The sequence below is a fragment of the Lysinibacillus louembei genome (assembly GCF_033880585.1).
Classification (GTDB): Bacteria; Bacillota; Bacilli; order Bacillales_A; family Planococcaceae; genus Metasolibacillus; species Metasolibacillus louembei.
In genome coordinates this window covers 1789543-1804281 of sequence record NZ_CP137624.1, presented here as the reverse complement: position 1 = coordinate 1804281, position 14739 = coordinate 1789543, and the positions used below count along the sequence as shown (strand labels likewise).

The 14739-nt window shown below is 37.6% G+C and carries 10 protein-coding genes; 4 read left to right on the top strand and 6 right to left on the bottom strand.

Annotated elements, in window-relative coordinates; genetic code table 11:
- Positions 1-37 precede the first annotated feature (37 nt).
- From R6U77_RS08870 to R6U77_RS08860, 3 genes are all read left to right on the top strand, one after another.
- Positions 38-994 carry an AAA family ATPase gene (locus R6U77_RS08870; protein ID WP_319838200.1) on the top strand — a complete coding sequence of 319 codons (957 nt, stop codon included), beginning with the start codon at positions 38-40 and terminating at the stop codon, positions 992-994.
- 15 nt (positions 995-1009) lie between these two features.
- Positions 1010-1648, top strand: a complete 639-nt coding sequence (locus R6U77_RS08865) for an RNA ligase family protein (protein ID WP_319838199.1) — start codon at positions 1010-1012, stop codon at positions 1646-1648.
- Between the two features lie 246 nt (positions 1649-1894).
- On the top strand, positions 1895-3793 hold the full coding sequence (locus R6U77_RS08860) for a heavy metal translocating P-type ATPase (RefSeq protein WP_319838198.1): 1899 nt from the start codon (positions 1895-1897) through the stop codon (positions 3791-3793).
- 40 nt (positions 3794-3833) lie between these two features.
- Here the strand turns inward: R6U77_RS08860 and R6U77_RS08855 are convergent, their stop codons facing one another.
- Together R6U77_RS08855 and R6U77_RS08850 are read right to left on the bottom strand one after the other, a co-directional pair.
- Positions 3834-4772 (bottom strand): YihY/virulence factor BrkB family protein, encoded by a 939-nt coding sequence (locus R6U77_RS08855; RefSeq protein WP_319838197.1) that lies wholly within the window; start codon positions 4770-4772, stop codon positions 3834-3836.
- 26 nt (positions 4773-4798) lie between these two features.
- The gene (locus R6U77_RS08850; RefSeq protein ID WP_319838196.1) at positions 4799-5119 is read right to left on the bottom strand and encodes a YtxH domain-containing protein; all 321 of its coding nucleotides are present in this window, start codon (positions 5117-5119) and stop codon (positions 4799-4801) included.
- 176 nt (positions 5120-5295) lie between these two features.
- Here R6U77_RS08850 and R6U77_RS08845 point away from each other — a divergent pair, with 176 nt between their 5' ends.
- Positions 5296-5517, top strand: coding sequence for a DUF1128 domain-containing protein (locus tag R6U77_RS08845; RefSeq protein WP_319838195.1), 222 nt, complete (start codon positions 5296-5298; stop codon positions 5515-5517).
- Between the two features lie 111 nt (positions 5518-5628).
- Here the strand turns inward: R6U77_RS08845 and R6U77_RS08840 are convergent, their stop codons facing one another.
- The 4 genes from R6U77_RS08840 to R6U77_RS08825 all read right to left on the bottom strand — a co-directional run bounded on the left by R6U77_RS08840 (position 5629) and on the right by R6U77_RS08825 (position 14719).
- The gene (locus R6U77_RS08840) at positions 5629-6021 is read right to left on the bottom strand and encodes a hypothetical protein (protein WP_319838194.1); all 393 of its coding nucleotides are present in this window, start codon (positions 6019-6021) and stop codon (positions 5629-5631) included.
- Positions 6022-6025: 4 nt separating this feature from the next.
- The gene (locus R6U77_RS08835) at positions 6026-7165 is read right to left on the bottom strand and encodes a hypothetical protein (RefSeq protein ID WP_319838193.1); all 1140 of its coding nucleotides are present in this window, start codon (positions 7163-7165) and stop codon (positions 6026-6028) included.
- A 354-nt stretch (positions 7166-7519) separates the two neighbouring features.
- The gene (locus R6U77_RS08830) at positions 7520-11164 is read right to left on the bottom strand and encodes a leucine-rich repeat protein (RefSeq protein WP_319838192.1); all 3645 of its coding nucleotides are present in this window, start codon (positions 11162-11164) and stop codon (positions 7520-7522) included.
- 147 nt (positions 11165-11311) lie between these two features.
- The gene (locus R6U77_RS08825) at positions 11312-14719 is read right to left on the bottom strand and encodes an S-layer homology domain-containing protein (protein ID WP_319838191.1); all 3408 of its coding nucleotides are present in this window, start codon (positions 14717-14719) and stop codon (positions 11312-11314) included.
- Between the last annotated feature and the right edge of the window lie 20 nt (positions 14720-14739).

Sequence of the window (14739 nt, the reverse complement as noted above, 5' to 3'; positions counted from 1 at the left end):
TACAGACGATATAAATAGTTGAAAGGAGGTGAAAAAAATGAAGGTTATATTTACAGTCGGTTTACCTGCTAGCGGTAAAAGCACCTTCGTTCAAAAGCTCGCAAAAACAGAAAATGCCGTCATTCTTTCAAGTGATACGATACGTCAGGAGCTTTTTGGTGATGCGACAAAACAAAAATCCCGACTTATTTTTCGCGTTTTATATGAGCGATTAAATGAGCTTGTCGCCAAGGGCTACTCAGTTATTGTCGATGCGACGAATATTGAACGAGAACGCAGAATGTTTGCACTCAAAAAATTGCCTGCAACAATTCAAAAAGAATGCTATTACTTTGATACCCCCTACTCCATTTGTGTAGCCAGAAATCAGCAGCGTAAAAGAATTGTGCCATTAGCAATCATGGAAAAAATGGCGAAGCATTTAGAATTTCCAACAGCTGGTGAAGGCTTTGATGAAGTGCATATTGTGCATGAGTCTACTCCTTACGCCATCTCTAGACAGCAATTCGTTACATTGCTTGAGCGACAGCCGAGTTATGAGGAGCTTTTTCAAGCATTGCAAGCTATTCCAGCCTTTCAACAAATGTATCGTTTCAATCAAGAAAATCCGTACCATCAATTTTTGCTATGCCAGCATACGTATTTTGTTTTAACTTATGTTAACGAATACTATATGGAAAATGATAAACTCGCCTTACAAATAGCTGCACTATTCCATGATAGCGGCAAGCCATTTTGTAAAAAGTATAAGCCGCTTCAAGAACGTTATGGCTATTTTGGTCATGAAAACGTTTCAGCGCAAATCGTTTGCCATTTTTTATTGGAGCTAGGCTTTGACAGAGATTTTGTGTTAAAGGTTATTCATTTAGTACAATTTCATATGCTTATTCAATATGGTGGTGACAAAGGTAGCAGCCAAATTTACCATTTAGCAGATGCTGATTTACTAACAAAGCTTTACTTTTTCCGTGAAGCAGATCAATTTGCAAAATAGAAAGGAAGTGATATGATGTCAAACTATATAAAATACCCACGAAGCTTTCATCTACCGTGGAGCAGAGGTTATACACATGATGATAAAGTCGCCAAGAATGTCGAGCATTTTATCGGCAAGGAAGTCGTTGTAACCGAAAAATTAGACGGTGAAGGAACAACGCTTTACAAAGATTATATGCATGCTAGAAGCATCAACTCGGCTAACCACCCTTCTAGACATTGGGTGAAAACATTTCATGCAAGCTTTGCCTATCAAATTCCTGATGGCTGGCGGCTGTGTGGTGAAAATATGTATGCAAAGCATTCCATTTACTATCAAGCATTAACAAGCTACTTTTATTTATTTAGCATTTGGAATGAAGAAAATATATGCTTGAGCTGGGATGAAACGGAGGCTTTTGCTGCTAAATTAGGCATTGAAACCGTTCCTGTTCTGTACCGAGGACTTTTTGATGAAAAGAAAATCAAACAACTATTTACAGGTAAGTCATGCTTTGATGGTGAACAGGAGGGCTATGTTATTCGAAATGCCGATTCATTTCATTACAAAGACTTTCAATATAATCTAGGTAAATTTGTACGACCACAGCATGTGCAAACAAGCGAGCATTGGTTGCAGGAAGAAATTATTCCGAATAAATTAAACATGTAATGTATTTTGATCGAAAGGACTGAGAACAATGTAATACCATTAGCAATCACAACAAAATACATAATTGCTCAAACTTACGAAAAATAATCTTCGCAAGTTTTTTTTATTGCATTCTTTCCTCCTTCACTTTATACTTTATTTATAATAATTCTAATTTAGAAATTAGACTAATCTAAATGAAAAACATTATCAAATAAACAATCATTTATTAAATGAAAGTGAAACTCATTATCAAGGAGGGCATATATGAATACAGCTAATCGAGAAAACATATCAATAAATGAGAAAATCCAAGAGCATAAGGAATTGATTGCAGCATTAATCGCTGGCTTAATTATCTTTCTTGCATGGCGTATGGATAAAAGCGGCCAATTAACAGCTGCCACTATTGCTTATTTAACTGCTTTTGCAATTGGTGGTTATGCGAAGGCAAAGGAAGGTATTGAAGATACAATTGAAAACAAAACGTTGAATGTGGAAATTTTAATGATTTTAGCAGCAATCGGCTCGGCTATTATTGGCTACTGGGTAGAAGGGGCTATTTTAATTTTCATCTTTGCAGTAAGCGGGGCTTTAGAAACATATGCAATGAATAAAAGCCATAAAGAAATTTCCGCTCTTATGGCATTACAGCCAGAGGAAGCCTGGCTCGTACGTGGTGGCTTTGAACCAATTAATGTTCCTGTCACATCATTAAAAGTGGGTGATCATATTTTAGTAAAGCCTGGTGAGCGCATTCCAGCAGACGGGGCTGTTTTTAAAGGGGTCTCCGCTGTCGATGAAGCAGCTATTACTGGCGAGTCTATGCCTGTTACAAAAAGCGAGGATAGCGCTGTTTTCGCTGGCACTGTGAATTTAAATGGTGTTTTAACGATTAAAGTATCTAAAACAAGCTCAGAAACTTTATTCCAAAAAATTATTACACTTGTCCAGTCTGCACAAAGTGAAAAATCCCCTTCTCAGCAATTTATCGAGCGCTTTGAAGGTGTCTATGTAAAAGGTGTATTAGCAGCTGTGGCACTCATGATGTTTCTTCCCCACTTTTTACTAGGCTGGGATTGGACGACAACATTTTACCGTGCAATGGTGCTCTTAGTTGTTGCCTCACCATGTGCATTAGTAGCTGCCATTATGCCTGCCACATTAGCAGCTATTTCAAATGGTGCAAGAAACGGTATTTTATTTAAAGGCGGCTTACATTTAGAGCATTTAAGCGCACTACACGCTTTAGCAGTTGATAAAACCGGGACATTAACACAGGGTACACCTGTTGTAACAGACTTCATCGTGCGTGATGAGGAAAAGCGTATGTATACATTAGCAATTTTAGCTGCAATTGAGGCACATTCCAATCACCCGCTTGCACATGCTATTACTGCATTTGCCAACGAGCAGCAAGTAGAAAAATTGGAAGCGGAAATTGAGGATGTTCCAGGCTTTGGTATTAAAGCATTGATTCAAGGTCAACAATTTCTTGTTGGAAAACCAGATTTTGTAGGCTATGAGGACTCCCAAAGCTTTGCTAACTGTGCGGCAGAGCAGCTTGCTTCACAAGGGAAAACGGTTATTTTCTTAAAGGATCATGAAGGCATTGTGGCACTCGCTGCTATGCAGGATGTCGTACGTGAGGAAGCCAAGCAAGCTATCGCATCGCTTCAACAGCTAGGCATCGATGTTATGATGCTAACAGGAGATAATGAAAAAACAGCGCAAGCTATCGCTGCACAATCTGGTGTCACCGCTTATGTAGCCGAATGCTTGCCAGAAACGAAGGTAAATTATATTAAAGACTATCTCACAAAGTATAAAACAGTTGGCATGGTTGGTGATGGTATTAATGATGCACCAGCACTTGCTACAGCAACAGTAGGTATTGCCATGGGAGGCGGTACAGATGTTGCACTTGAAACAGCTGATATTGTATTAATGAAAAATGATTTATCGAAAATTGCATACGCTGTTAAGCTATCACGTAAAATGCAGCGTATCGTCAAGCAAAATATCATTTTTTCATTAAGTGTCATCGTTTTGTTAATTGCCTCAAACTTTTTCCAAGTAATCGACCTACCATTAGGGGTTCTTGGACATGAAGGAAGCACTATTTTAGTTATTTTAAATGGGCTACGCATGTTGAAAAATGAATAATTTAAAAAGGCTGTTGGGATTTTTCCAACAGCCTTTTGAGTTACACAAGAAATACTTTTTTGTCCTGCTTCACTTTTTTAGCAAGATAACGATTTTGCAAAGCTGCATTTAATAGTCCACCTAAAATTAAAATCATGCCAGTTAAATAAAGCCATAGCATAAGGACAATCACCCCTGCAATACTTCCATATGTCGCTCCGAAGTTACTAAAATTCCCCACATAAAATGAAAAGCCATACGTTAATGCAAGCCAGCCTACCGTTGCAAATAATGCGCCTGGGATGATACTAATTAGCGTTAAACGTGGCTCAGTATTTGGTATAATCCAATACATCAATGTTAATACAGCAAAAATAATTACGTTTGGCATCAGCCATCGAAGCAATGTCCACGTTGATTCAAATGAGCTTTCTATACCAATATATGAAAATATAAAGCTACCAATTTGTTTACCGAAAATAGGGAATATCAATGCAATTAATATTATGGCAATAAACGCCAATGTAAAAAGAAGAGCCCATAAACGATTTACTACACCTGATTTTCCTTCTACGTCATAGGCTCGATTTAAGCCTTTAATTAATGCATCAATACCACGCGAGGCAGACCAAATCGTCCCGATAATCCCAAGCGATAAAAGCCCGCTATTTGAAGTTGTTAAAATCTCTCCGACGATATTTTCCGTCAATACATATACTTCCTCTGGCATAATATCCGCCATAAATTCAAATACTTGCTGACGCTGTAAATTTAAATATGGCAGCAATGTCACTAAAAATATAAGCAATGGGAAAAACGATAATAGAAAAAAATAAGCAAGCTGTGCACCCATTCCAGATATGTCTGCGCGTTGCACACGCCTCAATATATCTTGGAAAAGGCCCTTTGTTGTCGTAACATCAATGTCAGTCTCGCTTGGTGCAACAAAGGATTTCCAGAAGGCTACCGTGCTTGATGCATTCTTTTTTAATTCTTTCACCAAGCAACCCTCCCTTCTTTGCCTTTTTATGTGTTACTTTTTGAAAAGGCATCTTTCGTTTCAGTTACTAGGCTTTTTACTGTGCTAGGCAATGTTTTTGCATCATCTACATGCTCCATAATGGAAGCAATATTCGTTGTGACATCGGCATATAACGATTGTGCCTGCTCCATTTTCGTTTCGATTAACTCCTGTAGTTCGTCACGGTTTTGCGAATAATAAGAAATAGTATCTTTTACTTTCTTTGATGTTTCCACTGTATGCTGGCGCGTTTGCTTATCTAACATGCTTAATGCAGCTCCTGTTAATGCGCCTAAAATAATTGCTGGTACTAATTTGCTTTTCATTCTTTTTTCCTCCACTCTTTCTGTATTATTCCCAAGTCTGTTTAAAGTAAAACGTTGCTTACCTATTATTGTAACGAAATTTCTTTATTTTTAAAAGCTTCCTTGCATCGCCGTTACTCATTCTATATGCTATAATAAGTCAAATTAATTCGTTTATTGTGAAAGGTAGGCTAACAATGGATTTAACATTACCAACTCAAGAAAATGTGATTTACATGGTAGAGCAAATTAAAGAGAAGTTACGCATGGTCAATGTCGATGCAATGAAATCAGAGCATTTTGACGAAAAACATTATGAGGATCTATGCTATCTATATGAAATGGTCATGAAGCGTGATTCCTTCAGCCCTAGCGAAATGAATGCGATTGTTGCAGAGTTAGGTTCTTTGCGTAAGTAAGAAAATAAGAGCTATTTGAAGCATTGGCACATGCTTCAAATAGCTCTTTGTATTTTTATTTTTTAGCTGCGGCTTGAATATCATCAAATGCCCAGTGTGCTGAATACTTTTTTATCTCACCTTGCTTACAATAATAGACCGTACAAAATTATGACCTTTTTCAGGTAGCTCTTCCCAAGCATCTATATGCAGTTGATGATCTGCTAAACATTCAGCTTGATTTTTACTTTTTTGTGGAACATTTAATGATAGCGAGATTGTGCCATAAGATTTTTCTCCTGCTGGAACCTTATCTCGCCATGAGCAGGAACATTCATAGCCATTTGGTCCAGTAGAAGCTTTAATTCCCAATGCTTGAATTGTTGTATTAGGAGGAATATTGAGTGGTCCCCTATCCTCAATTCCTTCTGTGTTCCAGATACCCCAATCTAGTTGTGAATGAAAAACCTCTAACTCACGATCTGTTGTGTTCGTAATCATTAATGAAAAGGTCCAAGTCGCCATACTCCTATTGTCCTCCTGTCTCTACATTTTGTTTCACATTATCCATCACATCGTATACATGGGTACGATTTAAAATAGCATAATCCCACTCAGACGCTCCTATTAACGTAGTCACATTATTTTTATCTGTTCGATAGAGAAGAATCATTTTACTAAATATCCAAGGTACAACATCCATATCCTTATTTTTTGGTGCTTCGAAAACTCGCTCTGTTGATTTTTTCTCATTTCGTTGCTGTTCATTTGTTACAGTGTTCAATATATTAAATTTCGCCTTCAGTTCAATTTGTAATTCTTTCTCCACACCTACACTCGCTACTTTTTCTTGAGTTACGGAGGCAGAAGCTTTGTTTGTATATTTCAACGCACTCTCAAGTGTAATCACCTTTTCATCTACTGCTTTGGTTGCAGTAGACAAACCATATTCATCTTTAACTGTTATTTTGCCTCCCTTTGTAACAGTCGCGACTTTCGCTGCATCTGCTCGCAAACAAGTCACCTCAACCGAAAAATAATCACTTACTTCTCTTTGCTTTAAATAAAGACTATTAAAGTCTAAATCATTCACACCATCCCATAGCCTTTTTGAAATAGCAAAAGTATCTGTTCGGAATAATGGCATTTTTTCAAAGTGAATGCCACTCGGAATGTATTGATTCAAATCTACATTTTTCACATCCTCGACAATCTTTACCTTGTCAATGCGATCCCAATTTGTATATAAGCTATTAATAGCTTCCTTTTTTCTTAATCCATCTATTTTATTAGAAATACGAATATTCCGAATAAAATTATGCCCATCATGTGTAATATCCTTCCATTCTGCTACTTCAAAATAGCCATTAGCTTTACACGTTGCTTCATTGGCATTATTATATGGTACGTTCACATAAAGACTTACGACCCCGTATGGTGCTTCACCATTTCGATTATCATCCTTCCATGAGCATGAAAACTCATAGCCATTTGGACCAAAAGCTGACTTCACACCAACTGCCTGTATCGTTTCCCCAGCTTTAATAGTCTGCGGCCCTTTATCTTCTTCCCCATTCGTATTCCAATATCCCCAGTGCAACTGAGACTCTACTACCTCTAAATCCCGCTCTGTGTCATTTGTAATATTTACATAAAAAGTCCATGCCATAATTACTATGCCTCCTTTTAGATTATTAAATGGGTAAAAATCTATCATTTCTATCAAATAATATTTGTTGTATCTATCTTAATTATAAAAACCTGCTAATATAAATACCATAAAATTCCGAATCTAGAAGTGTTAAGATTTCTTAACATTCAATTATCTATGAAATTAAAACTCTAATTACAGATAATTCTTTTTATATTATATGTATACTTACAGCTTTGAATTGAATATATTTTCTTGCATAAATAAAATAAAACTATAGTTCGTTACTCAGCAAGAAATTTTTAAAATAGGCTTCATAGAATATGAAAAGAGAGGCTATTTGCAAAATAAATAGCCTCTCCTTTCAATTTTCTATTGTGCTGCCGCTTGAATATCATCAAACGCCCAATGTGCTGATGTGACATCTTTAAATAATGGCGCTCGCTCACTTGCTTGTACTTCAAGCTCAAACAATTGATTTAATACTTTTACTGCCTGTGCCCTTGTTAATGCACCTTCTGGGTTGAAGGTTGTTTGACTTGTACCTGTCATAATGCCAAGTGCATGCACCTTAGCGATAGCTTCGGCTGCCCAGTGATTTGCTTTAACATCTGTAAATGTTGATTTTGTATCAAATGTTAATTCTGCACCCTGCTGTTCCATCCACCGTACGACCACCGCTGCCATTTGTGCACGTGTAATTGTGCCATTTGGTTGGAATGTTGTTGCTGTTGTGCCTTGGAACAAGCCCTGTGCTTTGACATATTCAATTGCGTCCTTTGCTCCATGCTTTGCTGTGTCTTTGAAGCTAGGTGACGCTGTTGGAATTTCGTTGTTTGTTAAGTGTCTTGCTAACATGCTTGCCATCTGGGCTCTTGTCACGGAGGCATTGGGACGGAATGTACCGTCTGCATAGCCTTGAATATATGGAATCGAAACAGGATTCTCCACAACTGTCTCCTCTTTTTCTACTGGTGCATATAAAATTGTAAATGTTGAGAATTTCGTTACATCAAATTGAATGCCTTTTATTCCTGTTTTGAAATCCACAATTTGTCCACGCACAACCTCTTTCGTACCATCGCTATGCTCGATATACACAGCTAAACTATCCAACTGCTCCTGTGTCACATCATTCGGTAATGGCAATGTTAATGTTACAGGGCGATTTTGCATATTTGTTTCGATTGTCATTGGTTGTCCAAGTAATGTTACTGTTGTACTTGTGAGTTGTTTGACTATCTCTTCTGTTTTTGCACGTTGTTCTAGCTGTTGTTTTGTCGCTTGTGCTTTAACTGGTACTACTCGGAAATAAATATCGCTGTTGATATTTGCGAAAGAAGTTGCCGGAATATCAAACTTCACTGTCTCCATATCAATACCCATGCTTGTTTGATTTTGTACCAATATTTGCGCTGCTTCTTTAGCAATACCAATCGTTGTTTCACTAACCTGTTGCTGCTCATCTGGAATTATGATACGTGATTTTTTATTTTGTTGATTCATTAATTTTTCAATTGCTTCTCTTGCATTGGCTGCTGTGAAATTAACTGTATCTTTTACAATACCATTGCTCGTTTCACGTGTAATGACTGTTTGGACAAGCACTGCATCGGGATTGCTTGCATCTACGACATCCACTCTAATTTCAGTTGCTGTAGATGGTGTTGAATTTGACCCGGATGGTGATGTGACCACTGGTGGATTTGTCGTTGGTACCGCAGTCCATTTCGCATAAAGTGTTGTATTTTCCGTTATTTTATCTGTCGCAAAGTTCCAAGCTGTTTGGAAAGTGCTATCTCTATACCAGCCCGCAAATATAAAGTTTTCCTTAGTTGGTGTTTCTATTTCTAATAATTTCTCACCTTCTATAATTATTTTAGCTGCAAGCGGGCTTCCACCATTTGTCTCAAATTGCACTGTATACGTAATAGGTGCAACAGAGTATATTGTCATCGACTGAGGAACTGTTTCATCCCATTGCTGCGTTAAAGCATAGTCTGTAAACCATCCTTTAAATTTGGGATTGCTTAATCTCTGATCCTCAAATGCCACAAATTCTACTGTATTAACCGCCCCATCAAAGACTACCTTTGCCAGTTTATTAGACATAAATGCGCCTTGACCAATATACGTTACATTTCTTGGTATAATTAAACTTGTCAAATTACTGCTATCGAATGCGAATTCCCCAATATGTGTTACGCTTTCTGGTAGCATAACTTCTGTTAACTTGTTATTAAAAAATGTATAGTCTTCGATTTTTGTTATACCATCAGGTATGTGGACAGCTGTCAATTGATTGTCACTAAACGCCCACTCTCCAATAGAAATGATACTATTTGGTAATGTTAAATTCGTTAATTTGTTTCTTTTGAATGCCTCGTTCCCTATGTGCGTCACAGTGGAAGGTATCTCAAGGCTTGCCAACTCATTTCTTGAAAATGCTAAGTCCTTAATTTCTGTTATTCCCTCTGGCATTGTAACACTTGCCAATTTATTTTTTTCAAATGCGGAATCCTCAATGACTGTCACTTTTTCAGGGATGACAATATTGGTTAGTTTATTATCTTTAAATGCACCAACCCCAATAGTTTCCACGCTATTTGGTATGATGATGCCTGTCAATTGATTCTCCCCAAAAGCTAAAGCACCGATATATGTCACACTATCTGGTAATATTACATTGCTTAACTTATTATCATAAAAAGCAAACTCGTCAATATATGTCACGCTATTTGGAACCGTTACATCCGTTAAGTTATTTCTTGAAAATGAAGAAAAATCAAGTTTACTCAAGCCTGAAGATAGCTGTAAACTTGTTAAATTATTATTCTCAAAAGCAAACATGCCTATCTCCCTCACATTATCTGGGATAATAAGTGATGTTAATTGATTATTTTGGAAGGCATAGCTTCCTATAAATTGCACGCTGTTGGAAATCGTTAAGCTTGTCAATTCATTACCTGCAAATGCTGCTGAGCCAATATATGTGATATTATCAGGAATCACCATATTCGTTAGTTGATTATTATTGAAAACATATTCTGCAATTGAGTCGAGTTCGCTTGGCAATGTGACACTTTGCAGATGATTGTCTGAAAAAGCAAATTGCCCTATATAGCTTACAGTATCAGGAATCACTATATTTGATAGTTGATTTCCTCGGAAAGCCTGTTCACTAACCCATGTAAGTGTGCTTGGCAATGTAACGCTTTGTAAATTTGCATTCTTAAATGCTTCGTTGCCTATTCTTGTAACATTAAATCCATCAATCTCTTCAGGGATTACTAAATTCTCTGGTGGGTTGCCCTGATAACCTGTTATTGTCAGCGCATTATCACTATTTTTAACTGTCATAAAAGGGTTAATCCATTTTGCATATAACGTCATATCTCCTGTAATCATGTCTAGGAAATTCAGTTTATCCGTTAACCCTTGATCTTTATACCAGCCCTCAAATGCTAAGCCTGGCTTCTCTGGTCTTTCCCATATTTCCAAAAAGGAATTTTCAATAAGAGCTCTTGGCGAAAACGAACTACCGCCATTCGCATCAAAGCTGACAGTATATGTTGCAGGCATCGCTGAATAAATCGTAAAATCTCCAGCCTGTCCATTCCATTGATTTGTTAATTCAGGGTTTGTAAACCATCCTCCAAAGCCACCTTCTATTTCTTGATTATCAAAGGCTCCTTCTCCAATTATTGCTTCCACCCAATCAAATCTAACCATTCGTAAATTATTACCTGCAAATGCCTCATCTCCAATATACTCAACTGTAAAAGGAATGTGTACAAATGTTAGATATTTATCTGCAAAAGCTCTTTCAGCGATTCCTGTAACCGCTATGCCATTAATGCTATCAGGAATCAATAGCTTAGTTGGCGGAACCCCATTATAGCCTGTAATCGTTCCATTATCGAATTCAAATAAACTGTTATCGGCTTTGGCTGGTGATGCTGGTAATTGAAATAATATAAGCAGCAGCATTAATACAAGTAAGCCTATCTTTTTCATTTAGCTAACCTCCATTTTATATGTTGTTATTTTCAGTATAAGAGAATATGAATACCTTTGAAGTTAAGATTTCTTAACGTTTATACACGATAAAATGAAAGTTCACCAACCTTTATTATCAGTTGGTGAACTTTTATTTATCTATTACTATTGCGCTGCCGCTTGAATATTATCAAACGCCCAATGTGCTGATGTGACATCTGTGAATAATGGTGCTTGTTCACTTGCTTGTACTTCAAGCTCAAATAATTGGTTTAATACTTTTACTGCTTGTGCTCGTGTTAATGCACCTTCTGGGTTGAAAGTTGTATCGCTTGTACCTGTCATAATACCGAGTGCATTTGCCTTAACGATAGCTTCTGCTGCCCAATGGTTGGCTTTGACATCTGTAAATGTTAATTTTGCATCAGGTGTTAATTCTTCGCCTTGCTGTTCCATCCAACGAACTACTACAGCTGCCATTTGTGCACGTGTAATTGAACCATTTGGATTGAAGGTTGTTTCTGTTGTTCCTTGGAATAAGCCTTGTGCTTTGACATATTCAATGGCATCTTTAGCACCATGCTTCTCTGTGTCTTTAAAGCTAGCTTGTGTTGTTGGAATCTCATTGTTTGTTAAATAACGTGCCAACATGCTTGCCATTTGTGCTCTTGTTACTGGCGCATTCGGACGGAATGTGCCGTCTGCATAGCCTTGGATGTATGGAATCGAAACAGGATTCTTTACAACTGTCTCCTCTTTTTCTACTGGTGCATATAAAATTGTAAATGTTGAGAATTTTGTTACACTAAATTGAATACCCTTTGTTGCTTCTTTAAAGTCTACAATTTGACCATGTATTACCTCTTTTGTGCCATCGCTATGCTCGATATATACCGCTAAATTATCTAACTGCTCCTGCGTCACATCATTCGGTAATGGCAATGTTAATGTTACAGGGCGGTTTTGCATATTTGTTTCGATTGTCATCGGTTGTCCAAGCACCGTTACTGTTGTACTTGTGAGTTGTTTGACTATCTCTTCTGTTTTTGCACGTTGTTCTAGCTGTTGTTTTGTCGCTTGTGCTTTGACTGGTACTACTCGGAAATAAATATCGCTGTTGATATTTGCGAAAGAAGTTGCCGGAATATCAAACTTCACTGTCTCCATATCAATGCCTAAGCCTGTTCCAGCTGTTGTTAGTAATTCAGCCGCTCCTCTGCCAATACTAATATTTGTTTCACTTACCTGTTGTTGCTCGTCTGGAATAACCATACGTGATTGCTTGTTTTGTTGATTTGCTAGTTTTTCAATTGCTTCTCTTGCATTTGCAGAAGTAAAGTTAACTGTATCTTTGACGATACCATTGCTCGTTTCACGTGTAATGACTGTTTGGACAAGCACTGCATCGGGATTGCTTGCATCTACGACATCCACTCTAATTTCAGTTGTTGTAGATGGTGTTGAATTTGACCCGGATGGCGATGTGACCACTGGTGGGTTTGTCGTTGGCATCGCAGTCCATTTCGCATAAAGTGTTGTATTTTCCGTTACTTTATCTGTTGCAAAATTCCAAGCTGTTTGTAATGTGCTATCCTTATACCAGCCTGCAAATGTGTAGCCTGATCTTGTTGGAGCTGGTGGAGCTGTAATGCCTTCGCCGTGTGCTATGAATTCTGGCGCTATATAACTACCACCATTTGTTTGGAATGTAACCATATAAGTATCTACACCAGGTGTCACCGCATTAGATTCTAATGAATCTACACTATCACCTACACTGTTCGATGCTACGACTTTAAATGTATAAGTTATGCCATTTGTTAAACCTGTTACTATAATTGGGCTCATTGTCCCGATTGTTTGTAAAGCAGGATTCTCTACACCTGCCTCAAGAACTTTCACTTTATAACCTAAAATCGGACTTCCTATGCTTATAGGTGCCACAAAGCTTACGCTTGCTTGTCCATTCCCTGCCAACGCTGTTATATTTGTTGGGGCAGATGGTATTGTCGGTATAATGATTGGCGCCGTTGGAATAATAGGAGGATTCGATTCTGCTGACTCCTCGCTATCACCTACGTCATTTGTTGCTACCACCTTAAAAGTATAGGATTGTCCAATTGTTAAATTTGGCACGACCACCGTTAATAGGTTTACTATATTTGGTATAGTTTCCGTTGTTGGTGTTTCTAATGCTGGCTTCTCTACACCAGCTTCATAAACCTTAACCTTGTAACCTGTAATGACACTTCCTCCATTACTTGTCGCAGGATAGAAGTTTACTATCGCAGACCCAAATAATGGTGATACACTGTGGATAGTTGGTGCGGATGGTACCGTTGCTGGCGCTGTTGGTGTAACTGCATTTGATATCTCTGAGTCCAAGCTATCTATTAGACCACTCGTCGCTACTACTTTAAAAGTATAAGTTGTACCATTCGTCAAACCTGTCACTATAATTGGACTTTGTGTACCTGTCGCTCGCAAGGTAGATTGTTCCTGTCCATTTACATAAACCTTTACTTTATAGCCTGTAATCACGCTTGCACTATCTCCTGTAACCACACTTGCACTATCGGTAGTTGACGTGAAGCTTACTGTTGCCATACTATCCCCAGCAACTGCCATTATACTTGTTGGGGCAGGTGGAAGTGCTTGCGGCTCAGCGTAAGCTGTAAAGGCCGTTGTTACTATTTCTTGGTCCCATGGAGTTGATTCATTACCATTTAAATACCAAAGTGTTTCTACAATACCGCTTTGGAATTTAAAGGCGGCAGGACCAACTGTTATAGGTGGAGTTGCTGGCTCTGCAAATTCAATCTTCTTTAATATATTAAATTGAAATGCGTTATTACTTATTGCTTCTAGACTAGATGGAAGCGAAATACTTTCTAACTGATTATGTCCAAATGCACCACTTCCTATATTTTCAAGCTGGCTACCTTGTTCAAACATCAATGTCATTAGTTTATTTCCGGAAAAAGCGAAGTTACCTATATTTTTTACACTTTTAGGAATCGTAATATTCGTTATTTGATTTCCATTTTCCATTAAATAATTTACGAAAGCTTCATTTCCTATTTCCAATAAATTAGACGATGCTTCAAAATTAACCGATGTTACTTTATTATTTGCAAAAGCATGATTACCTATCTTTTGAACAGAAGATGGAATTGTTAAAGTGACTAGCTCATTGTTCATAAAGGCTGTATTCGCTATTTCTTCTAACTCCGAATTTTGCTCAAAATTTAATTCCGTTAATTTGCTACTAGAAAAAGCATGCTTCCCTATCTTTTTAACAGTGGATGGAATTGTTACACTTTTCACTTCTTTTAGCAAAAATGCTTGCTCTCCAATTATCGTTACTGTTTTTTCAACACCGCCATAGGTTAATGTACTAGGGATTTCTAACCCCTCAGTTGGAAAGACGCCCTCCCAGCCCGTTATCGTTAATGTATCATCTGCATTCAGTATTGTTGTGAATCCATCACTAGCAGCTTTAGTAGATATCAATTCCAATTGCGACCAAATTAACATTGCAATGATGAACATGCTACCCCATTTCTTTATCATCTAACATTCGCCTCTTTTCG